Source organism: Cellulomonas sp. ICMP 17802 (genome assembly GCF_041295535.1).
Taxonomy (GTDB): domain Bacteria; phylum Actinomycetota; class Actinomycetes; order Actinomycetales; family Cellulomonadaceae; genus Cellulomonas.
In genome coordinates this window covers 28,884-51,628 of sequence record NZ_JBGFQZ010000007.1, presented here as the reverse complement: position 1 = coordinate 51,628, position 22,745 = coordinate 28,884, and the positions used below count along the sequence as shown (strand labels likewise).

Below are 22,745 nucleotides of genomic sequence, written 5' to 3'. Positions count from 1 at the left end.
CCGATCCATCGTGCGGGCATTCTCACCCTCGTCACGGTCTACCTCGTCCTGCTGCTGGGGATCCCCACCAGACTGACGGTCCACGCGCTCGGAAGCGCTGGAGCCCCCTCCCTGCTCTTCGGGCTGAGCTGCGCATTCATCTGGTTCCTCGCCCAGCTGTGGCGCACGTCGAGCGAGTCCGGGGAACGCCGGCCCATCCGACTAGCCCTCGTGTGCTTCCTGCTCGTCGTCGGCGTCAGCTACGTCTTCGCGATGATGCGACCGATCGAGTCCGACGAGGCCAGCCAGGCCAACGTCGCGCTGCTCTCGACGTTGTCGATGACCGGTGTCCTGCTGGTCGCGCACGACGGGCTCGTGCGGGGCGTCGACATCGAGACGATCGTCCGGCGCTTCGCCCTCGCCGGTGGGCTCATGGCAACTCTGGGTATCGCGCAGTACGTCACGCGTCAGTCTCTGGTCGACCGCATCGCGATCCCTGGGCTCACGGCGTCCTACGAGAGCGGGACCAACTTCCGGAACGGGTTGATCCGGGTCGCGGGGACGGCAACCCACCCGATCGAGTTCGGCGCGTTGCTCACCATCCTGCTGCCGATCGCGCTCCACGTGGCCCTGCACTCGCACGGACTCGGCAGGTTCCGGAGGTGGTTCCCGGCGGCGACGATCTTCGTCGCACTCGGGCTCTCAGGATCCCGCTCGGCGTACATCGGACTCGTCGTCGTCCTGGTGGTGCTGCTCCTGGGCTGGCCGCGAAGGCTCCGGATGGTCGTCGGCCCGACGTCGGTGGTCGTTCTCGTCCTCATGTGCCTAGCGCTGCCGCCGCTCTTCCGGTCGGTTCGCAACATGTTCGTCGGCGCCAAGGACGACCCGTCGATCGCGTCACGCACCGACAGCTACGCCATCGCGGTCCAGTTCGTCGAGCGGTGGCCCTTCTTCGGCCACGGGCTCGGGACGTTCCTTCCGAAGTATCGGGTCTTCGACAACGCCTACCTGGGGCTACTGGTCAGCGTGGGGATCGTCGGGACGATCGCCTTCGTCGCGATACCGGTCACCGCGATCTGGCTGCTTCTGCGGCGCCGTCGCCTGTGGATCGACGAGCGCTCGCGCGACCTGGCGCTGTCGCTCGCGGCCGGGATCGCCGCGGGCTCCGTCTCCCTCGCGTTCTTCGACGGTTTCGGGTTCCCCATGATGATGGGGACGATGCTCCTGACGCTCGGCATCTCCGGCGCACTGCTGGCCGTGCGCGGGCGGAGCCAGCTTCCCCCTCCCGACTGGTGGCCGCCGTCGGGCAGGGCCGAACCGCGACATGCCTCTCAGGATCCCGTCGAGCTTCCGGTACCGCGCGCTCACGGCGATCAGTCGGGGGTGCTCAGCGACGGCAGCCGGGCACCCTGAGGAACGCGCACGGGCGCGGTCCTGACACTCGCGGCGATAACGGACTGTCTGGGTACTCCCCTGAGCCGCGAGCGCTCGGCGCCCGAGCGACGCACGAGAATCTCGTCCTTGCCTTGTGCGGTGGGCTCGGGCAACGTGTGCCGTGGTCCGCGTACAGAAGCCCACAGGACACTCAGGGAGCACCCATGAACCGCGCGGACGAGCTGGCGCACCGGCGATGACGAGCATCGTGATCCCCGCACACAACGAGGCCAGCTCCATCGGAGCGAACCTCGATGCCCTGCTCGCCGGCGCTGTGCACGGGGAGTTCGAGATCGTGGTCGTCGCCAACGGCTGCACCGACACCACGGCCGCGGTCGCACGCGCCAGGGGCGTCGCCGTCATCGATCTCGCGGAGCCTGGGAAGGCGGGCGCACTCGACGCGGGCGACGCCGCGACGAGCAGCTACCCACGCGTGTACCTCGATGCCGACATCATGACGGATGCTCACACCCTCAGGGAGGTCTGCTCCGCATTCCGTCCGGGTTCGGACTCGTCCGGCGCGGTTCTCGCGGCGGCACCGGGCCGTCACCTGGTCCTGACCGGGAGGCCGTGGGCCGTCCGCTCCTACTATGCGATCCAGTCCCGCCTTCCTGCCGCCCGTAACGGCCTCTACGGTCGGGGCATGATCGCCTTGTCCGATGCCGGTCGCCAACGGTTCGGGACGTTCCCTCGCTTGATCGCAGACGACCTCTACCTGGACTCGCTGTTCTCGTCCGATGAGAAGCGCATCCTCTCGTCCGTGTCGACGACGGTCGAGACACCGATGCGTACACGGGACCTGGTCCGCAGACTCGCACGCGTGCGGCGTGGCAACGCACTTCTGCGGAAGGCGGCCGCTGAGGGCAAGGTCGACGTCGCCATCAGGCAGTCCGACAGGACCAGCTGGCTTCGGGACGTCGTCCTGCGTGAGCCGTCACTCGCGGTAGCCGCCGTGGTCTATGTCGTCATCACGGTGGCCGCAGCCGTGCGTGCGCGCAGCCTCTCGTCCGACTCGTGGCTGCGGGACGACTCGTCGCGAGAGAGCGCCGGAGGACGGGTTGCCTGACTCGCGTCGGCTCAACGTCTGCTTCCATGGGATCGGCGATGCGGGTCCAGCGATCCCCGCCGCCGACGCGGCGTACTGGGTTCCCCGGTCGACCTTTCTGGCGATCCTCGACGACATCGGTGGTCGGCCCGATGCTGCCGTGAGCTTCGATGACGGCTGCGCATCCGACATCGAGATCGCCCTCCCGGCGCTTCGCGAGCGGGGTCTCACTGCATCGTTCTTCGTGCTCGCCGGCAGACTGGACGTTCCTGGGTCGTTGTCGTCAGCAGATGTCAGGAGGCTCGTGGCGGAAGGGATGACCGTGGGCACCCACGGCATGGACCACGTCCCCTGGCGGCATCTCGACGAGGCCGCGCGGCATCGTGAGCTCGTGGCCGCCCGCGCACGGATCGCGGAGGTCGTCGGAGGCCCAGTGGACGACGCGGCACTGCCGCTGGGCAGGTACGACCGCGTGGCGCTCTCCCAGCTCCGCCGGGCGGGCTATCGCCGGGTGTACACCTCGGACCGGCGTCTCGCCCGAGAGCGTGCGTGGCTCCAGCCACGATTCAGCGTGCGGTCGGACGACACCGCCGAGAGCTTCCGGGAGACGGTAGCGGACGCCCGACGTATCTCGGCGAGGCTGACGGCAACCGCCAGGGGGCTCGTGAAAAGGGTCCGCTAGCGCACGGTTCGTCGGGTCTGGCCCGTCGGTCATGCGGGCGCGGACCAGACGAGTGCCTGCGGGCCCTTGGGCGACCAGAGCCAGCGGGGTCGGAAAAGTCCGCGGAGCGCGGCGCGACTGGTGTCGCGCCCAAGAAGTGCGCGCGAGCCCTCCCGAATCACGAGGAGCACCCAGAACGCCGACGTCGCCACGGGCCCGTGACGACGGCGAAAGAGGACCAACCGATTCGCGACGACCAGCGGCCACAGCCTGGGTGACGCCGCCGAGTCCCCCTCGAGGTGCACGGCGCCCGCAACGGCCACGTATCGCGTGCGGAACCCTCTGTCCCGCGCACGAAGAGCGAACTCCGTCTCCTCGGAATAGAGGAAGAACGTCTCGTCCCACGGACCGCACGCCGTCAGACACTCGTGGCTCACGAGGAGCGTGGAGCCCTCGGCCCAATCGGTCCACGTGTCCGCCTCGTAGCGGCCTGCATCCGTGATCACCTCCCCCAGCGTGCCGATCCGTCCGGCACGCTCAGCCCCGATCAGCGCGTCTGCCGCCGCCCTGACCAGGCTCGGCTCACGACGCATCGACGGAATGAGCTCGCCACGTGCATCGCGCAGCCGAGGAACGGCCAGGCCCGCGCCCGAGGACCGGAGTGCCCGCAGGAGTCGAGGAGCGCACTCCGGGTCGAGCCGGACGTCCGGATTGAGCACGAGGACGGCTTCGCAGGGTGGACCTGCAGCGACGCCTGCGTTGACACCCGCCGCGTAGCCGCCGTTTCGGCCGGTCGCGACAACCGTGGCGTCAGGCGCGAGCCTGCGCACGACGTCGACCGAGTCGTCAGAGGACGCGTTGTCGACGACCACCAGGTGCCAGTCCAGTCCCGCCAGGCCGTCGGGGAGGGACGCCAGGAGCCCAGGGAGAACTTGAGCGCTGTTGAAAGCGACGACGACGACGTTGAGGCTCGACGGGCTCACAGGCCGCCCATCCTGGTGCGATCGCCCGCCGCCGCAGGCTCACGAGCCACCGTAGACCTCCTGCTCGACTACGGACCTGACCGTCGCCGCCGCGTCACTCCAGCTCGCACCAGCCACGCTGGCGGCAGCCTCAGCAGCATGTCCGGCGACGTCTGCGTGCTCGACGATCGAGCTGAGGGCGGCTGCGAGCGCCACCGGGGTCGGTTGCGACCACCGGGCATAGTGACTGGTCAGTCCGGGCCGCGCGGCAGCCGAGTCGTTGACGACGGGGATCGCACCACACGCGATCATCTCGATAGGCACCAGCGAGACATTCGTGAAGGAGAGAGCCAAGCCCGTGATGCACTGGTTGTAGAGGGCGGCCAGCTGAGCGGGCGTCATCCGGCCATGCTGGACGACAGGTACCCGCAGACCGGTAGGGCTTCCGCCGAACAGGTGGATCGGCTGCTCGGGGTGCCGGCGGTGGAACTCCTCCAGAGCGAGCATCCCCACCTCGTAGCCACGACGCGCGACCTCAGGACGCGCATAGAACACGACACCCTCTCGCTCGCCGCGATTCCTGAACGAGTAGACGTCCGTGTCGCAGCCGAACTCCGCGACCTCGGCCCTCACCCCGAAGTCCTTCTGCAACATCTCCGCAAGCATGCGCCCGACCGTGATCGTCCGGAAGCCGAACCGGTAGGTGTCCTCCGCCAGGACGTACTGGGAGCCGTGACCATAGAAGTACGGCTCGAAGTCCTGCACGAAGTACAGGCGCCGGCCGGCGTCGTCGCCCCGCGAGGCGATGGCGTGCGCCGTCTCCCACGATGTCGCGACGTAGGCGTCCGCCGGGGGGAGATGGTCGCCGAGCTCCACCGCGTCGGCGTGAAGCCACGGCCACCCGATGCGAAGCGCACGCTCGTGACGTTCGAAGGTCCCGCCGAAGACGTCGTAGAACACGATGGTGCATCGGTGTCCCGCCTTCACCAGCTCTTCCGCCATCCGGAAGAGGGTCGTATGCCCTCCGGAACCGGGGGCCGGTGGTGAGGTCACCCAGCACACGTGGATCGGAGCTCCGGGCGCCGGGCGTTGTGCGGGTGTGAGCCACCGGACCTGGGTGGAGTCAGCGATATCTCCGGGAAGCAGCCCGAACTCGAGACCGGAGGCACCCGACGAGCGGTACAAGCGCCTGACCGTGCGCTTGTAGAGCCCACTCGGCCCGGTCTCTCGGATCACGCGGGTCGCCTCGCCGAGCCGCCCTGCGATCTGGATCATCGCCTACCTCGTGTCTGGTCCACGCGCCCTACAGCCCTCTGACTGTCCAGCGGAGGAATGCTGCTTCGTATCCGACGCGGTGAGAAGCCGCTCGCACGACCCCCGCAGCGCGCGCGAGCGCGGTCTCCGCACGGCCGAACGAGTCCGTGACCACGCTCGCCTTCGCGCTCGTCCTCGAGCTCGGATGGAGGTCTCGCGCGAACTCGAGCAGGTCCTCGACCACCCCAGGCTCCGCACGGTGCCTGTCGATGAGGTGCTGGGCCGCTCGGAGCGCCTCGGTGGCGAGGGCCGACCTCGCCTTCGCAACCATCGGCACGATGGCCGGCACCCGCTCGCCCATCGACTCGCCGACCACCCTGAACACCGTCGCGCGCTCTTCAAGGTCCACCAGGAGGGGGGCACCGTCGGTGACACTCATGCTCCCGGCGTGGTCCCGGTGCAGCGCTTGGTCGGCCCCGGCCACATGACCGACGTCGGAGACGGTGGCGACGCGGCACCACATCTCCATGTCCTGCGCGAACCGCAGCTCGGTGTTGAGAGGCCCGATGTCGTCGATCACCGACCGGCGGACCATGGCCTCCGGGGTCGTGATGCAGTTGACGCCCGTCCGACAGCGCTCGCCGAACCAGTCGACGCCGTGCCACACGGTCCAGGTCAGCTCGCGCTCTCGTGCTGGCGGCACGTCGTCGTCCAGGAAGTGCCGGGGATGACCGTAGACGAGCCCGACCGACGGCACGGCACGAAACAGCGCGACAGCCCGTTCGAGACACCCCGGCGTCAGAAGGTCGTCGGCGTCCAACCGAACGACGAACTCCCCCGTGACGGCGGCGAGACCGTTGTTGAACGTGACGACGTGTCCCGAGTTGGCGTCGTTGTGCAGGACTCGGACCCGCGCGTCGGCAGCAGCCAGCGAGTCGGCGACCTCACCGCTGCCGTCCGTCGACGCGTCGTCCACCACCAGCACCTCGACATCGACACCGTCTTGGTCGAGTGCGCTCGCGACCGCCGCAGGAAGGTAGCGCCCGTAGTTGAAGCAGGGGATGACGACCGAGACACGCGCCGGCGCCCCCCTGGCTCCTGCCCGAGCGGGCCCGCTCGCCATCGGACGGAGATGGCGGCGGTCGAGTGCGCTGATGACGCGCCTCCAGGAGGGGTCGAGCGCGTGGGTCTCGACGAACGTGTGAAGCCAGCCCTCGCTCATAGCCCTCCCGCGCGGCGCGTGTCGTTCGTCATGTTCCCGACCTCCGCCAACGGCGAGAGCGATAACGCCACATCTCTGCATAGACCCTTCGAGCCACCGTCGAGCGGGCTGCACGCCAGTCGTCCTCCGGGTGGGACACCCACCACAAAGGTGACCTCGTCGCCTCCGGGTCGGCTTCGAGCGCGATCTCGCGGAGTCGCTCGACGGCCGAGGCGTCCCCCACGTTGCGGTCCAGCGCAAGGGCCGCCTGCCACAGGGCATCGACGCTGACACGCTCGCGGGCCTGCGCCAGGAGTCGCGGCGCGTCGGCATACGTGCTCCCGGTCCCCTTGAAGAACCGGTCGAAGACCTCGAGCCGGTCTCCCAGGTCACGGACCGGGCCCGCGAACGTGAGCATGTGCATGTTCGACCCGTGGACACGATAGAAGGCCTGGGTCGTGCCGTTGACCCGACCGACGTCGCCGCGCGCGGCGAGCTCGAGCCACATCGCCATGTCCGCAGCGTGCGGCAGCGAGGGGTCGTAGCCGCCCACCTGCTCGTGCACCGAGCGCCGAACGATCGCCTCTGGGCTGCGCAGGAGGTTCCGCCCCCGGCGCACGACGAGTCGGACCCACTCCTCGCCTGACCAGTGGGACGGGCTCCATCGGGGATCGACGGCCGGCAGATCATCGACGAAGGACTCGGTGTAGCCGTACACGAGCGCTGTCCCTGGGTGCCGCTCGAAGACGGCCGCCGCCCGCGAGAGTGCCCCCGGCGCCAGCGCGTCGTCAGCCGACAGCAGGACGAGAAAGGTGCCCTGTGCGCGCGAGAGCCCGACGTTGTACGTCGCGATGTGACCTCGGTTGACTCCGTTGGCGATCACAGTGACGCGTCGGTCCAGGGCCGCGAGCCCGCTGGCGACCTGGAGACTGTCGTCCGACGACGCGTCGTCGACGATGATCACCTCAACGTCGACGTCCGGCTGCTCCAGGGCGCTGCGCACAGCGTCGGGAAGAAAGCGCGCGTAGTTGTAGCAAGGGATGACGACGGTGAAGGTGCGGTCTCGCGTCGACACTAGAACCCGCTCCGGTCGGTGCGACCCACTCGAGCGACAGCTCGCTGAACTCGAGCGAGTGGGCGGGGCAGCATCCTGCGCGGCGCCGGGATCGGCGGCATCAACTGGTCGTTGATGACGAACCGTCCGTCGTGGTCGTCATAGTCCAGCACCTCTGCCGGGACGACTCGATCGCGCCATGTCTGCGTGACGCGTTCCGCGGGGTGCGCGAAAGTACCGGGATCCGAACGAAAGTCGACGACCGCCTGCACCCACGCTGAACCATTCTCGTGCTCGAAGGTGACACTGGTCTCCGCGTCGCGTGCGCGGGTGGCGAGACGCTTGTCGATCTGCGCGGGCGACCGGTAGGGAAAGTGACGGACGAGCACCCGTTCGGTACTTGCCGGCCGCGACCAGATCGCACGCGGGAACCCGCCGTCGCCCGGCCGCCAGGTCAGCCCTGAGGTGTGGCGGAAGAAGCGCGGCTCCGACCAGTAGTTCATGTAGTGACGCAGCTTGTCGGTGATCGGCACATCGGGACTGTCGTAGAAGCCCGGCTCCGCGAGGTGGCGCGCAAGGTCGCGATCCGTGAAGTAGTAGTTCAGGCTGGCGGTCCAGACGCTGTGCTCGTCCTGAGCGACCCGGGCCAGCTGGACACGCGGGTCACCCACGTAGAACTCGTCGGCGTCGAGGCGGCACCACCAGTCGCCGTCGCGCGCCTCTCGACGCAGAGCCTCGAAGATCCCGATGCGGATGTCGTCCCCGAAGGGTCGAGCGTCCGAACCGAGGTAGAGGATGCGGTCGTCCCGCTCGGCCAGGTCCCGAACGACCTCCGCTGTCCCGTCGACACTGCCGTTGTCGAGCACACCGATACGGTCGGCCCACGCCAGCGCGGCTGTCAGCGACTGGGCGATGACGTCGACCTCGTCGCGGACGACGCAGATGCACAAGACCCTCACGATGCGGTTCCTCCCTCCGGGCACACCAGTGTCACCGGCCCGACGACGGCGCAGTGCGGAATGTCCCGAAAATCACCCTTGTGCGTGCGGGTGACGTTGCGCCACCGCTGAGGGATGAGTTGGGGGCCACGCCTACGATGGCTCCGGATCCGCGTGAGCGTCGCTACTGGAGGCACCGACCTTGGGACTGCAGGACGACCCCCAGCGAGAGCCGGCGCCGACGTCGCCCGGACTCGGCAAGAAGGCCGCGTCAGGCGCCCTGTGGATGACGGCTCAGAAGTGGCTCATGCGCCTGACGGGGCTGGTGACGATCGCCATCCTCGCCCGGTTGCTCGATCCGCAGGACTTCGGTGTCGTCGCGGTCGCCTCCGCAGTCGTCCCCTTCGTGCTCTTGCTCTCCGACCTCGGCTTGTCGACCTACCTCGTGCAGGTCGAGGACCCGGATCGCCGCACGCTGAGCACAGGCTTCTGGTTCTCCTTGATTGCAGCGGTGGTGCTCGGCGGCGCTCTGACGGCAGCCGTCCCGGCCATCGTGGATCTGCTGAACGTGCCGGATGCAGCTCCGGTGCTCCGGGTTCTCCTTCTCTCCGTGCCCCTCGTCGTCTGCGGCTCGGTCCCGTCGGCCCTGCTTCGTAGACACCTCGCGTTCAAGCGCCTCGCCATGCAGTCAGCAATTGCCGCCGGCGCCGCACAGGTCGTGGCGGTCGTTCTCGCCCTGTCGGGCGCGGGTGTCTGGGCGCTCGTTGCCCAGACCTTGACGGCGGCGGCCATCCAGACCGGTGCGGCCTGGATATCGGCGCGCTGGCTCCCCAGCCTTCAGTTCTCGCGCGAGCGCTTCGCGGAAATGATGCGGTTCGGCTACAAGATCGTCGCCGTCGACATCCTCGGCGTGGCCCGTAACTGGGCCGAGACCGCGATCGTCGCAGTTGCACTGGGCGTGACGGGACTCGGCTATCTCGCGATCGCCCAGCGGCTTGTGCAAGTCGCCCAAGACCTCGGCGGCTCAGCGATCATTCCCGTCTCCACCGTCGTACTGGCGCAGGTTCGCAGCACTCCCGACCGACTCCGCAGCGCCTACATGCGGGCGTCCGCCCTCACGTACCTGACGGTGTCCCCGGTCCTGACGTTCGTCGCCGTCGCGGCCCCCGTCGTGCTGCCGCTGCTGTTCGGGCCACAGTGGGATCCCGCGGTCGCCGTGACACGCGGCCTTGCCGTGGCTGGCGTGCTCACACTCGGCGCGATGGTCGACCAGAGTCTGTTCTATGCCCTGGGGCGGCCCGGCGTGTGGTTCGGCTACGCGATAGTGACCGAGGTGGTGACCGTCGGTGCCACCGCCGTCGCGGTGCACAGCGGCCTCACGGCTGTCGCGTGGGCCTTCGTGGGCGTGGCGCTCGCCGCGACGATCGCCCGATGGGCCCTGGTCTCGCGGCACGTCGGAATCGCCGCACCGGCGCTTGCGCGCCAGTTCGGCTCCGTCGTGGTGTGTGCGGGCGCGTCCTCCGCCGCGGGTTGGCTCGCACTCCAGGTCACACCCGGACCTCTGGTCGTGCAGTGTGCCGTCGTCGGACTCGTCATGGTGACGGTTCAGATCCTGCTCGTTCGCCTCGTCGCCACGCCCGTGTACCGCGATGCGCTCGAGCTCGCCCCGATTCCGTCGGGGGTACGCGCCAGGATCTCTCGACTGTCGTTGCTCGGCGCCGGGCCGGACCGACTTCCGGACGACGCTCCTGAGGCCACCCGGGTCTAGTCGGCGGCAGAGACGAGCGCCCGGATCGGGCGCGCATGACGACAGGCGTGCCCACCATTGCTCCACCCGCACCACGGTGGGCCAAGAGCGACGCCGAGCTGTGCCGAGCTACCTCTCCCGGACAGCGGCAGAGAGCGCCTCGACGACCCGGCCCTGCTGTGCCGGCGTCAGGTGCGGGAACATCGGCAGGGACAGGATGCGCCCGGCGGCGGCCTCGGCGACCGGGAACGCGCCGACCCCCAGCCCGAGCCCGGCGTACGCGCCCGTGAGGTGCACCGGCGTCGGGTAGTGGATGCCCGCGCCGATGCCGGCGTCGTTGAGCGCGCGCAGCACGCGGTCGCGCTCCTCCACCTGCACGACGTACAGGTGCCACACGTCCTCGTTGCCGGCGGCGCTGACGGGCACCCGCACGCCGTCGACGCCCGCGAGCAGCTCCGAGTACCGCGCGGCGGCGGCACGGCGGGCGTCGTTCCACCCGGCCAGCCGGCGCAGCTTCGCCTCGAGGACGACGGCCTGCACGGTGTCGAGCCGCGAGTTCATGCCGATGGCCTCGTGCTCGTACTTGCGCGCCGAGCCGTGGGCGGACAGCACCCGGACGGTGCGGGCGACCGCGGCGTCGGACGTCGTCACCGCGCCGGCGTCCCCGGCGGCCCCGAGGTTCTTCCCGGGGTAGAAGCTGGTGCCCGCGGCGAGCCCGAACGAGCCCGCGGCACGGCCGTGCCGCAGCGCGCCCTGCGACTGCGCGGCGTCCTCGATCATCGGGACGCCCGCGTCGGCGGCGATCTTGCCGATCTCCTCGACCGGCGCGACCTGGCCGAACAGGTGCACCGGGACGATCGCCTCGGTGCGCGGGCCGACGGCCGCGCGGACGGCGGCCGGGTCGATGAGCAGGTGGACCGGGTCCACGTCGACGGGCACCGGGACGGCCCCGATCCTCGACGCGGCCTCGGCGGTCGCGATGAACGTGTTGGCCGGGACGATGACCTCGCCGCCCGGGCGCACGCCGACGGCCCGCAGCGCGAGCTCGAGGGCGTCCGTGCCGTTGGCCACCCCGACGCAGTGCGTGACCTGCGTGAACGCGGCGTACGCGGCCTCGAACCGGCCGACGGCGGGTCCGCCGACGAACGCCGTGGCCGCGAAGACCTCGTCGAGGCCCGCGCGCACCTCCTCGGCGATCTCGGCCTGCTGGGCCCCGAGGTCCACCAGCGGGATCGTGGTCATGCCCGTGCTCCTTCGTCGACTGCGTCAGCGGTCTCCGCGGTCGCGGGCCACTGTTCGATCCGGTGCCGCGCGAAGCCCGTCGGCGCTCCCAGCGGCCGGGCCGGCACGCCGGCCCACGTCGAGCCGTCCGGCTGGTCCACCAGCAGGGCGGCGCCCATGCCGAGCACCGCGCCCGCGCCGACGCGCACGTTCTCCCGGACGCTGGCGCTCATGCCCACGTAGGCGCCGCGCCCGACGAGGACCCCGCCGCCGAGGGCGACGCCGGCGCAGACGGTGCTGAAGTCCTGCAGGACGCAGTCGTGCGTCAGCGTGACGTTCGGCATGACGACCACGTGGGAGCCGACCACCACGGCCGCGGTCAGGACGACCCCGGCGAGGACGATCGACCCGGCGCCGACCTCGCAGCCGGCCGGGACCTCGACGCCGGGGTGCACGACCGTCGCGAACCGGATCGGGGCCACGCCGAGCTCGTCCAGCCGCTCGACGAGCCGCTCCCGGACCGCGCCCCGTCCCGCGCACACGAGCAGCTCGGGCCCGGGGTGGTCGACGACCGCGGCCAGGCCGCCCAGCACCGGGACGCCGTCGAGCATCGTCCCGTGCCGCGCCTCGTCGTCGTCGAGGAAGCCCACGACCTCGTACCCGCCGTGCGCGCGCACCAGGGCCAGGACCTCGCGGGCCAGGCCGCTCGCGGCGACCAGGATCAGCGGCGTGGCCACGTCAGCGACCCGCCGAACGCAGCGCGTCGACGACGCGCGACTGCTCGGACTCCGACATCTGGTGGAAGACGGGAAGGATCAGCGTGGAGTCGGTGAGGTGCTCCGTGACGGGCAGCGGCGCGTGCGCGGCGTGCGCGTACGCGGGCTGCCGGTGCGTCGCCATGATCCCGCGGCGCGCCGAGATCTCGGCGTCGGCCAGGTGGGCGAGCAGCCCGTCGCGGTCGAGCGGGAACTCCGGGCCGACCTCGACCCAGAACGACTGGAAGTTGCAGGTACCCCACTCGGGGTCCGCCACGGCGCGCAGCCCCGGCAGCTCGGCGATCTGCTTGGAGTACGTCGCCGCGATCTCGCGACGGCGGGCGACGACCTCCGGCAGCCGGCCCAGCTGGACGATGCCCACGGCCGCCTGCAGGTCCGTCATCCGGTAGTTGTAGCCCACCTCGAGGTACTCCTCCGGCGGCGCGAGCACGCTCGCGTGCCGGGCCGCCGCGGAGACGCTCATCGCGTGCTCGCGCAGCCGGCGCGCCCGCTCCGCCCACTCGGCGTGCGGCGTCGTGAGCATGCCCCCCTCGCCCGTGGTCACGATCTTGCGGGGGTGGAACGACCACGCGGCGACGTCCGCGCCCGCGCCGACGGGCCGCCCGCGGTAGGTCGAGCCCGCGCCGCACGCCGCGTCCTCGATGACCACGATGCCGCGCGGGTCGGTCACGGCGCGGATCGCGGCGAGGTCCACCGGGACACCGCCCTGGTCCACGACGACGACGGCCCGCGTCGCGTCGGTGAGCACGGCCTCGACCGAGGCGGCGGTGAGGTTGCCGGTCACGGGGTCGACGTCCGCGAAGACCGGCCGTGCGCCGACGTAGACGGGCGCGTTCGACGTGGCGATGAACGAGAAGGACGGCACGACTACGTCGTCACCGGCCTGCACGCCCGCCACGATCAGCGCGAGGTGCAGCGCGGTCGTGCACGACGACGCGGCGACGGCGTGCTCGACCTGCATCGCCTCGGCGAAGGCCGCCTCGAACGCGGCGACGCGCGGCCCCTGCGCCACCCAGCCGGACGCGATGACCTCGCTGACGGCGGCGATCTCCTCGGGGCCGAACCACGGCTGCATGACGTTGATGCGGCTCATGCGCGCGCCCCGGCGGGGCTCAGCGCGCGGCCGGCGGCGATCTCGCTGCGCAGCGGCCGCCACCACTCGACGAGCGCCCGCAGCCCGTCCTCGAGCCCGATCTCCGCCTCGAACCCGAGGTCCACGCGGGCGGCCGTGGTGTCGGCCAGGCGTCGGGTCACGCCGTTGACCGCGCGGTCCGGACCGTGCTCCACGGACAGGTCGGAGTCCATCGCCCGCAGCAGGGCCTGGGCCAGCTCGAGCAGGCTGGTCTCGGTCCCGCTGGCGATGTTGTAGACGCCGTCGACCACGTCGCTGCTCGCAGCGAGCAGGTTGGCCCGCGCGATGTCGGTGGTCACGACGAAGTCCATCGTCTGCAGCCCGTCGCCGAAGATGAGGGGCGGCTGGCCGTCGGCGATGCGCTCCATCCACCGCACGAGCACCTCGGTGTAGAGCCCGTGCACGTCCATGCGCGGCCCGTAGACGTTGAAGTAGCGCAGCAGCACGTAGTCGAGGCCGTACATCGCCCGGAAGCTGCGCACCATGCCCTCGTTGAACGACTTGGCGGCGCCGTAGAACGTGTCGTTGTTGTGGTGGTGGTGCCGCTCCCCCGTCGGGAACTGCTCGGCCAGCCCGTAGACCGACGCGCTCGACGCCGCGATCACCTTGTCCACCTTGTGCTCGGCGGCGGCCTCCAGCACGGTGAACGTGCCGTCCACCAGGACCTCGAGAGCCAGGCGCGGCTCCTCGGCGCACTGCGTGATCCGGATCGCCGCCTGGTGGAACACCAGGTCCTGCCCGTGCGTCACGTCGTGCACGAGGTCGCGGTCGCGCAGGTCGCCCTCGACCAGCTCGACCCTGCCGGTCGCCAGCGCGTCGGCGAGGTTCTCGCGCCGGCCGCGGACGAGGTTGTCGAGGACGACCACGTGGCCGGCGCCCGCGTCGACCAGCTGGTCGACGATGGTCGAGCCGATGGTGCCGGCCCCGCCGGTGACGAGGACCCGGGCCCCCTGGATGGTGCTCATGCGACGGTCTCCAGGCTGGGTGCGAGCGACGGTGCGACGGGGGTCAGCCGACCACCGTCGTTCAGGCTGAGGGAGGCGGACTCGAGGACGTCGAGGACGCGCAGGCCGGCGTGCCCGTCGGTGCGCGGCGCCCGGCCCTCGCGGATGGCCGCGGCGAACTCGCCGACCATGACGCCCAGCGCCTCCTTCTCGGGCAGGGCAGGAGCCCACGCGTCGCCCAGCCGGTAGGAGATGTTGGCGGTCGTCTTGTCGGGCAGCGGCTGGCCCAGCTCGACGCCGCGGTCGTAGACCGTGAGCCGCTGCTGGGGCGACAGGTCGTCCCACACCAGCGTGCGCTTGCTCCCGCCGACCACCATCTGGCGGATCTTGGTGGGGCTCAGCCAGTTGACGTGCACGTGGGCGATCGCGCCGCCCGGCAGCGGGAGGGTCAGGTAGCCGACGCACGACTGGCCGGTGCCCAGCGGGTCCGCGCCCTGCGCCGCGACCCCCGAGGGGACCAGGCCGCCGGGGAGGATGAAGTCGAGGATCGACAGGTCGTGCGGCGCCAGGTCCCAGAAGACGTCCACGTCGGGCTGCACGATGCCGAGGTTGATCCGGACCGAGTCGACGAAGAGGATCTCGCCGAGGTGGCCCTCCGCGATCAGCTCGCGCATCTTGAGCACCGGCGCCGTGTAGCAGAAGGTGTGGTCGACCATCAGCACTCGGTCGAGCTCGGCCGCGCGCGCGACCATCGTCCGGGCACCGGCGCCGTGGTCCGCGATCGGCTTCTCGACGACCACGTGCTTGCCCGCCTCGAGCGCCGCGAGGGCGATCGGGGCGTGCGTCCGGGCCGGGGTCGCGATCGCGATCGCGTCGACGTCGTCGCGGGCGAGCAGGTCACTCAGGGATGTCATGACGTCCACCGTCGAGCGCGCCCCGACGACCTTGCGGGCGCGGTCGGCGTCCAGGTCGCACACCGCGACGAGGTCCCAGTCGGGGCTGGTCCGGAAGTTGCGAGCCAGGTTGGGTCCCCAGTACCCGGCCCCCACCACAGCCGCGCGCAGCTGCTCGGTCATGTCGTTCCCCTTACGTCTCGGTGGACTCAAGTGTCACCACCGAGAGGGGGCATGTCCGTAGATACCGGACATTTTCACCCCGCTGCGACGGGTGAACACCCGAACGGCGGGCACCCGTCCGAGCAGGCCGACGGCCGCCGAGGTCGCGGGGCGACGCTCGGCGGCCGCGGGCCGTCGGAGCCCTCAGCCTCCGGGGACGAAGACGAGGTCGATGCCGAAGAAGGTCGGCGTCGAGTTGACCGGGAAAGTCGTCCCGTACACGTAGGCGCCGCCGTTCGCGACCGTCGACAGGGGACCCACGGTGCGTGTGGCGGCGAGGCCGTTCGAGGTCACTGCGTACCGCCCCGTCGTCGAGTAGTTGGCCGCCGTGTAGACCTGGCCAGGCGTCAGTACGACCGGAGTCGGCAACGGAACTGTCTGCCAGCCCGAGGCGGACTCGGCGGTCGACGCCGCTTCGGACACCTTGGCGCCGGAGGCGTCCCAGAGGCTCACGGTGTGGACGCCCGTGTTGGCCGCTCCCTTGAAGAATCGGATGGCCGTCACCGAGCCGGGCACGCTGGCCGTGAAGCGGGTGCCCACCATCACCGCCGAGGTGTCGTCCCACGCGTCGTAGGTCGGCAGCTCGGAGTCCGCCCAGAGCGAGACCGCGCTCGGCGCCGCCGCGGCGGTCGTGAAGGTCCACGCCCCCCCGGCCACCGCCACGCCCGCGAGACTCGTGGCCACCGAGATCAGGGTCCCCGAAGGCAGCGCGGTGCTGGGGGCGAAGGACACCTTGAGCGTCGCGGCATCGTACGAGCTCGTCCCGGCGATCGGTCCACCGGGGGTACTGAGCGCGATGGTGGGTGTGCCCGTCGGCGGCGCCTTCGACAGCGTTGCCGCGACCGTGGCAACCGTCGAGATGCCGGTGGCCCCGGCGGGGGGCGCCTGCGAGGTCACCGTCGGCGGGCTCGGCGGTGCGGTCGAGAACACCACGTCCACGAAGTAGTTCGTCTGCTGCCACGTGTCAGTGGGGAAGCCACCGGTGGCGCCGTAACGGTAGCGACCGTTGCCTGCCGCAGGAGTCGTCAGCGGACCCACCGTCCGGTCGACGGTGAAGTCGGAGGACGTGGCCGCGTAGTGGCCCTGGGGGGCGAGATACGAGATCACGTAGGTAGTCCCCGGCGTGACCTCGTAGGGGCTCGAGAACGTGGCGGTCTGCCATCCCGTGGCCGACTCTCCGGTGAATGTCACGGTGCGCAGCAGCTGTCCCGTCGAGCTCCACAACGACCCGGTGTGCGTACCGCCGTTTCCGGCTCCCTTGAAGAAGCGCACGCCGGTGACATTCCCCGACGCCGTCGCCGCGAACGACGTCCCCAGCTCCACGGCGGAGGGGTCGTTCACCGAGGTGGAGGCGGGGACCTGGCCACCGAAGAGGGTGCACGGGCATCCGTCCGCACCAGCGGTCGTGAACGACCAGACCACGTCGGCAAGCGACACCCCGTCAGTCGAGACGAGTCCGCTCGCTGTCACCGTGTAGGTGGTCGTGGCCGCGAGCGCGGCCGACGGCGTGAATGTGAGCTTCAAGGCGTCGGCCGACCGGGACACCGTGCCGGAGACCGACGTCGTGCCGGCCTTGACGGCCAGCGTCGCGCTCGCCTTCACGGCGACGTTGAAGGTCGCCGAGATCGGTGCCGTCGTCGATGCCCCCGGGTCTGCCGGAGCCGGAGACTGAGCGGTGACCGCGAGCGCGGGAGCGGCTTGCACGAACACCACGTCGACCAGGTAGCTCGTCGAGCTTCTCGACGCCGGGTAGCCGGTGCCATAGGTGTACGCGCCGCTGTCGGGTGCGGTGCGCAGCGGTGCACGCTGCACTCCCGTGCCTGAGAACGCACTGATCGTCGCCGAGTAGGAGCCGGCCGGCGCCCGGTACGACACGACGTAGTCCGTGTCCTTCGTGATGGCCACCGGCGACGCGAACGTCACAGTCTGCCAACCCGTCGTGCTCTCGTTGGTGAACGTCGCTTGCGCCAGCGGCGTCGTCCCTCCTGCGGCCCAGAGCTGGCCCGTGTGGGTGCCGGTGTTGTTCGGACCCTTGTAGAAGCGGACGCCTGTGACGGTGCCGTCGACGCTGCTCGCGAACCGGGTTCCCAGAGTCACGGCCGCGGTGTCGGCGTCCTGGAGGACCCCCGGCACGTCTGAGTCGTTGTACAGGCTCACGGTGCGCGCACCGGCGACCTGGTCCGGGGCCGCGGTGGTGAACGACCATGACGAGGGACCGGAGATTCCCGAGCCGTCCGCCGTCGCAGTGACGGCCGCGGTGTACGTCGTCGATCGTGCGAGAGGCGAGGACGGGGTGAAGCTGGCACGCCTGGTGGTGGGGTCGTAGCTCGTGACACCTGCAACGGCGGCGCCTCCCTGCGGAGTGAGCGTCATCGCGACCGAGCCGGAGACGACCGTCTTCGACAGAACCACACTCGGTGCTGTGCCGACAGGCACGCTGGTCGCACCCGCGAGCGGCGACTGCCCACCGATGGTGAGCGGTGTCGTGTCGACCGTCGAGAAGACGACGTCGACGTAGTACTGGGTCGACTGATACGTCTGCGTCGGGAACGTACCGATGCCGCCATACGTCCCTGAGCCCGAACTCCCGAACCCGCCGCTGACCTGGAGCGGTGGCGCCGAGCGACCTCGATACCAGAATGCGTTCGCCTCTGCGGCGTAGTTGCCCGCCGGGGAGCTGTACGAGACGACGTACGAGGTTCCGGCCGTGACCGCGACCGCACCGGACAGCGTCGCCGTCTGCCAGCCGGTGGCCGACTCGTTCGCGAACGTCACGGAAGCGAGTCGCGTCCCGGACGCGCTCCAGATCGATCCGACGTGGGTACCCGTGTTCCCGGTCCCCTTGTAGAAGCGCACACCCGTGATGAATCCGCTGGTCGTGGGGGTCCACTTCAGACCGAGCTCGACAGCACCCGGGTCGTTCACTGCGGGAACGGCCGGCAGCGTCGACCCGTAGATCGAGCAGGGGCACGCCACGGAGAACGACCTGGTTGCCGCGGTACCGATGTTGGCGCTGTCATCGACGGCGCGGACCTGAACCGGGGTCGACCCGAGCCCGGCCTGCACGTAGGTGTAGCTCCATGCCGTCGTGCCCGTGGCCGGGTGCCAGGAAGCGCCGGCGTCGGTCGACACCTCGACACCGGCCACGCGGCCACCGACGTCGGCGGCAGTGCCGCTCAGCGCCACAGTCGCGCCGTTGGCGATCGCCGCACCCGACGCCGGCGAGCTGATGCTGACGGTCGGCTTCGTGGTGTCCGTGGACGCCGTCGCGGCAACCAGCCCAGCGATCAGGCTTCCGGGCTGAGCCTTCATGTCGGCAAGCACGTTGACCGTCGCCTGCTGCATCCGCGAGTCGGCGGGCGCCCCCGCGCCGTCATGCTCCTGGTCGAGCCCCCAGGCCCACTGGATCGTGCCTGCCGAGAACACGAGCGCTCCGCTCGAGGCCCGGTACATGGTCAAGTGGTGAGTCGTGTTCCCAGGCAGCACGACGTTGCCGAAGTCCTGCAGGTACTGCGGGACCGCACCCGTAGTCGTCGAGAGGCGCACCAGCCCCGGCGGTCGCGCCCCGTTGTCGATGTCCTCGTCGGACTCGTAGCCGACCGTGTGCGGCGCGAGAGCCGCCGTCGAGCCCGACGCGAGAGACGTCAACGAAGTGTTGCGCCACAGTCGGAACTTGCCCTCCTCCGACGAGACCGTGACCGCCAGGTCCGAGAAGTTGGACATGTACATCGTTCCCGTGAGCCCGTTCTCCGGGCGACCGGCCCCCGCGCTCGTGGCGGCGAAGCGGGGGTCCCTCCACGTTCCGGTCCACTCCGCGCTGGGATCGATCTTGGCGTTGCCCCAGGTCTCCTTGTACGAGACGAGGGTGCGGTACGAGGTGGGCGTTCCGGCGACCGAGTTCTCGTATCGCGTGCGCCAGTACACCTCGTTGCCGCTGAAGAAGGCGAGGTTCACGCCGGCGTCCCGAGCAGCTTCGACATTCGCGCGCTGGGCGCCCGACCAGTACTCGTCGTGACCGACGGACATGAAGACCTTGTGGTTCTTGATGAGTGCGCCACGGCGGTCGGTGTCCACGCCGGCCATGTAGCTCACGTTGTAGCCGTTGCTCTCCAGGAAGCGCACCATCGCGTACTCGGAGCTGAAGTAGAAGTCACGACCACCCTCGTGCGACCGGGTGGCGAACGGCCGGTTGTAGCTGATCTTGAAGGCGCGACCGTTGGCTGCCCCCTGGTAGAAGTCCGATCCGCCGTAGGTGTTGTACGCCTGCCACGTCGGGTCGGACGTCTGGAAGACCACGTCGGACGTGCTCGCGTCGTTGCGCACGACGAAGATGATGTGGCTCGTGTCGCCCGTCGCCGGGTCCGTGAGCTTGGCGATGTACACCCCGGACACCGCGGTCGTCGGCACCGCCCAGCTCGCTGAGACCGCCCAGTTCCCACAGTCGTACAGCTCGGTCGTGGCGTCGGAGACACACTGCGGCTGAGTCTGCGGCAGCGAGGCCGACGGCGTCACCGACGTGATGAGGCGCGCGCCCAGGCCGCCGTACCACCCGGTCCGATAGATGTCGATGTTGTACTTCTTGGCGGCGGTCTTGATCTTGAACTGGACCGTACTGCCCACGTTCACCGAGATGTCGGTGGCGAAGCCTTGGATCTCGTCGTCGCCCGCGCCGGTGATGTCCCAGACCGACGGATCCGTGCCTGGTTTCGAGTTCTCGCACACGATCGGATTCCCCCCGGCGACGCACGGGTCGGCGGCCGCGCTGGGATTCGCCGCGACGACGACCAGGGACGCGGCAGTCGCGAGGGCAGCGATGAGTCCGACGATGCGGCGTGGGGAGGTGCGGGATCTCATGGGGCGCTCCGTAGTCGAGGTCGAGCTCCGAACGGGGAGCGCCTGCCCAGCACACCCTCGCCGATGTGGAGCCACGGGGATGGCCTCCTGATACCGGACGATAAAGGACATCTCGGGCATCGAGGGCGGTCTGACGCAGATATCACCCGGCTTGACAGGGACTGTCGCCCAGATGCCGTAGCCGCCCATCGACCGGGCCGCCAGGACGCGCCACAATCGGCCGACCACCGCCGACCCACCAGGAGCCCACCGTGCCCGAGTCCCGCCCGAACGTGGCCGCCACGGCCGACGTCGACCCCCGCGCGACCATCGGCGCCGGCACCCGCATCTGGCACCTGGCCCAGGTCCGCGAGGACGCTCGCGTCGGCGCCGACTGCATCGTCGGCCGCGGCGCGTACATCGGGCCCGGCGTGGTCGTCGGCGACCGGTGCAAGATCCAGAACCACGCGCTCGTCTACGAGCCGGCCGTGCTGGAGGACGGCGCGTTCGTCGGCCCCGCCGTGGTGTTCACCAACGACTACTACCCCCGGGCGGTCAACCCCGACGGCAGCCTGAAGTCCGCCGACGACTGGCACGCCGTCGGGGTCACGGTCCGCACGGGCGCGTCGATCGGCGCGCGCTCGGTGTGCGTCGCGCCCGTGACCATCGGGCGGTGGGCGCTGGTGGCCGCGGGCTCGGTGGTGACCAAGGACGTGCCGGACTTCGCGCTGGTGGCGGGCGTGCCGGCGCGGCGGATCCGCTGGGTGGGCCGCGCCGGGGCGCCCCTCGAGCGCGACGGCGGGGACGACTGGGTCTGCCCGACCACCGGCGAGCGGTACGTCGAGCGGGACGGCGTGCTCCGGCTGGCTCAGTAGGCCCCGGAGCCACCGAAGACCGCGCGCCCCGTCTTCCACAGGATCAGCAGGTCCATGGCGACCGACCAGTTGTCGACGTAGCGCAGGTCCAGCCGGATCGACTCGTCCCACGACAGGTCGGCGCGGCCGCTCACCTGCCACAGCCCCGTGAGGCCGGGCCGCACGCGCAGCCGCCGGTAGACGGCGTCGTGGTACTCGTCGACCTCCGCGGGCAGCGGCGGGCGCGGGCCGACCAGCGACATGTCGCCCCGGACCACGTTCCACAGCTGCGGCAGCTCGTCGACGGAGTAGCGGCGCAGCAGCTTGCCGACCTTCGTGATCCGCGGGTCGTCGTGCATCTTGAACATGAGGCCGTCGCGGTCGCTCTCGACCAGCAGCGCCGCCCGGCGCTCCTCGGCGTCGACGTACATGCTGCGCAGCTTCCACATGGTGAACTCGCGCCCGTCCACGCCGATGCGGCGCTGGCGGAAGAAGGCCGGGCCCCGGCTGGTCAGGCGGACGGCGAGCGCGGCGAACAGGATCACCGGCGAGGCCGCCAGCAGGATCGCGCTGCCGAGCGTGCGGTCCAGCGCCGACTTGGCGAGCATCCGCCGCCGCGGCGAGGCGGTCTCCACCTCGAGCAGGGACAGCCCCGCGGTCGGCCGCAGGTGGACGCGCGGGCCGAGCACCTCGACCAGCCCGGGGGCCACGACGAGGTCCACGCCGGCCCGGCCGAGCGCCCACGACAGGCGGCGCAGGGCGTCCCCCGACAGCTCGCTGCCCGAGACGATGACGACGTCGATCTGGTGGTCGTAGGCGACCTGCGGGATGTCGGCCAGCGCCCCCAGCGTGGGGACGCCGTCCTGCGGCGGGCGGTCGGTGATGGCCGGCAGGCACACCCCGATCACCTGGTAGCCGTGGTACGTCGCGCCGCGCAGGTCGTGGATCAGGTGGTGCACCGAGGTGGCGTCGCCCACGACGAGCGTCCGGGACATGGCGACCCCGCGGCTGCGCCGGCCGTGCAGCGACCGCCGCAGCACGTGCCGACCGACGGCCGTGGCCACCGAGAGCAGCACCACCGTCACGGCCACCTCGAGACGAGGCAGCGGGACCGCCAGCGCGACGCTGCCCAGCGCCACGATCGCGGCCGAGCCGAGACCCGCGCGGAGCACCGCCTGGAACTCGACCGGCCCGTCGCCCAGCGTCTTGCGGTCGTACCCACGGCCGAACGCGACGACGAGCAGGAAGACGACACCGGCGACGACCGACCACCACGAGGCCGGGCCGCCGACGAGCACGACGCCGGCGACGACGAGGACGGCGACGGCCAGGTCCACCGCGAACGCCTGGCGGACGTAGTGGCCGGCCACGGAGCCCCAGTGGGCCGCGTCGTAGGCCGGCAGGGCCGGGCGGGGGTGGGTGACGAAAGGCTCCGTGGAGGCCCACGAACGCCGCGGACCCGTTGCGGCCCTGCGCCGGTCGAGGAGAACATCCATGTTCTCCGCCGGATCGTCAAGGATCGTCATCGTCAGCCCGTTCGCCCCTAGTCGTTCATGTGTCCGACTCGGAGGCTATGCGGGTAGATCGGTAGGAGA

At 70.6% G+C, this 22,745-nt stretch carries 18 protein-coding genes; 5 read left to right on the top strand and 13 right to left on the bottom strand.

The features are described from left to right. Positions 1–239: 239 nt before the first annotated feature. The gene (locus AB5970_RS08555) at positions 240–371 is read right to left on the bottom strand and encodes a hypothetical protein (protein WP_370503506.1); all 132 of its coding nucleotides are present in this window, start codon (positions 369–371) and stop codon (positions 240–242) included. Between AB5970_RS08555 and AB5970_RS08550 the strand changes: the two genes are divergently transcribed. The 3 genes from AB5970_RS08550 (at position 355) to AB5970_RS08540 (ending at position 3,140) form a co-directional block, all read left to right on the top strand. Next, positions 355–1,392 carry an O-antigen ligase family protein gene (locus tag AB5970_RS08550; RefSeq protein ID WP_370503505.1) on the top strand — a complete coding sequence of 346 codons (1,038 nt, stop codon included), beginning with the start codon at positions 355–357 and terminating at the stop codon, positions 1,390–1,392. The two genes, AB5970_RS08555 and AB5970_RS08550, sit on opposite strands and share 17 nt — an antisense overlap. Before the next feature lie 217 nt (positions 1,393–1,609). Next, entirely contained in the window at positions 1,610–2,479 is an 870-nt protein-coding gene (locus AB5970_RS08545) for a glycosyltransferase family 2 protein (RefSeq protein WP_370503504.1), read from the top strand. Further along, positions 2,472–3,140 (top strand): polysaccharide deacetylase family protein, encoded by a 669-nt coding sequence (locus AB5970_RS08540; RefSeq protein ID WP_370503503.1) that lies wholly within the window; start codon positions 2,472–2,474, stop codon positions 3,138–3,140. The genes AB5970_RS08545 and AB5970_RS08540 overlap by 8 nt, the downstream gene beginning before the upstream one ends. A gap of 29 nt (positions 3,141–3,169) precedes the next feature. Here the strand turns inward: AB5970_RS08540 and AB5970_RS08535 are convergent, their stop codons facing one another. From AB5970_RS08535 to AB5970_RS08515, 5 genes are all read right to left on the bottom strand, one after another. Next, the gene (locus AB5970_RS08535; RefSeq protein ID WP_370503502.1) at positions 3,170–4,102 is read right to left on the bottom strand and encodes a glycosyltransferase family 2 protein; all 933 of its coding nucleotides are present in this window, start codon (positions 4,100–4,102) and stop codon (positions 3,170–3,172) included. A gap of 39 nt (positions 4,103–4,141) precedes the next feature. Next, the gene (locus AB5970_RS08530; RefSeq protein ID WP_370503501.1) at positions 4,142–5,083 is read right to left on the bottom strand and encodes a glycosyltransferase family 1 protein; all 942 of its coding nucleotides are present in this window, start codon (positions 5,081–5,083) and stop codon (positions 4,142–4,144) included. 301 nt (positions 5,084–5,384) lie between these two features. Further along, positions 5,385–6,557, bottom strand: coding sequence for a glycosyltransferase family 2 protein (locus AB5970_RS08525; RefSeq protein WP_370503500.1), 1,173 nt, complete (start codon positions 6,555–6,557; stop codon positions 5,385–5,387). Between the two features lie 28 nt (positions 6,558–6,585). Continuing rightward, positions 6,586–7,611, bottom strand: a complete 1,026-nt coding sequence (locus tag AB5970_RS08520; RefSeq protein WP_370503499.1) for a glycosyltransferase — start codon at positions 7,609–7,611, stop codon at positions 6,586–6,588. Continuing rightward, positions 7,611–8,540 (bottom strand): glycosyltransferase family 2 protein, encoded by a 930-nt coding sequence (locus AB5970_RS08515; RefSeq protein ID WP_370503498.1) that lies wholly within the window; start codon positions 8,538–8,540, stop codon positions 7,611–7,613. Before AB5970_RS08515 ends, AB5970_RS08520 begins: the two co-directional genes overlap by 1 nt. 190 nt (positions 8,541–8,730) lie before the next feature. On the opposite strand from AB5970_RS08515, the gene AB5970_RS08510 reads away from it, so the two are divergent. Next, positions 8,731–10,296, top strand: coding sequence for a lipopolysaccharide biosynthesis protein (locus AB5970_RS08510; RefSeq protein WP_370503497.1), 1,566 nt, complete (start codon positions 8,731–8,733; stop codon positions 10,294–10,296). A gap of 108 nt (positions 10,297–10,404) precedes the next feature. Here AB5970_RS08510 and AB5970_RS08505 read toward each other — a convergent pair whose 3' ends face one another. The 6 genes from AB5970_RS08505 to AB5970_RS08480 all read right to left on the bottom strand — a co-directional run bounded on the left by AB5970_RS08505 (position 10,405) and on the right by AB5970_RS08480 (position 20,317). Continuing rightward, positions 10,405–11,517: a DegT/DnrJ/EryC1/StrS family aminotransferase gene (locus tag AB5970_RS08505; protein WP_370503496.1), complete on the bottom strand. Its 1,113-nt coding sequence runs from the start codon at positions 11,515–11,517 to the stop codon at positions 10,405–10,407. Continuing rightward, a complete protein-coding gene (locus AB5970_RS08500; protein ID WP_370503495.1) occupies positions 11,514–12,233 on the bottom strand; it encodes a NeuD/PglB/VioB family sugar acetyltransferase in 720 nt (239 codons plus the stop codon). The genes AB5970_RS08505 and AB5970_RS08500 overlap by 4 nt, the downstream gene beginning before the upstream one ends. Before the next feature lies 1 nt (position 12,234). Next, positions 12,235–13,365, bottom strand: a complete 1,131-nt coding sequence (locus AB5970_RS08495; RefSeq protein ID WP_370503494.1) for a DegT/DnrJ/EryC1/StrS family aminotransferase — start codon at positions 13,363–13,365, stop codon at positions 12,235–12,237. Then, positions 13,362–14,369, bottom strand: coding sequence for an NAD-dependent epimerase/dehydratase family protein (locus AB5970_RS08490; RefSeq protein ID WP_370503493.1), 1,008 nt, complete (start codon positions 14,367–14,369; stop codon positions 13,362–13,364). The genes AB5970_RS08495 and AB5970_RS08490 overlap by 4 nt, the downstream gene beginning before the upstream one ends. Continuing rightward, a complete protein-coding gene (locus AB5970_RS08485) occupies positions 14,366–15,424 on the bottom strand; it encodes a Gfo/Idh/MocA family protein (protein WP_370503492.1) in 1,059 nt (352 codons plus the stop codon). Before AB5970_RS08485 ends, AB5970_RS08490 begins: the two co-directional genes overlap by 4 nt. A 183-nt stretch (positions 15,425–15,607) precedes the next feature. Continuing rightward, on the bottom strand, positions 15,608–20,317 hold the full coding sequence (locus AB5970_RS08480) for a DUF4082 domain-containing protein (RefSeq protein ID WP_370503491.1): 4,710 nt from the start codon (positions 20,315–20,317) through the stop codon (positions 15,608–15,610). Between the two features lie 251 nt (positions 20,318–20,568). On the opposite strand from AB5970_RS08480, the gene AB5970_RS08475 reads away from it, so the two are divergent. After that, positions 20,569–21,171, top strand: coding sequence for an acyltransferase (locus AB5970_RS08475; RefSeq protein ID WP_370503490.1), 603 nt, complete (start codon positions 20,569–20,571; stop codon positions 21,169–21,171). Here the strand turns inward: AB5970_RS08475 and AB5970_RS08470 are convergent. Next, the gene (locus AB5970_RS08470) at positions 21,165–22,676 is read right to left on the bottom strand and encodes a sugar transferase (protein WP_370503489.1); all 1,512 of its coding nucleotides are present in this window, start codon (positions 22,674–22,676) and stop codon (positions 21,165–21,167) included. The two genes, AB5970_RS08475 and AB5970_RS08470, sit on opposite strands and share 7 nt — an antisense overlap. Positions 22,677–22,745: the final 69 nt, after the last annotated feature.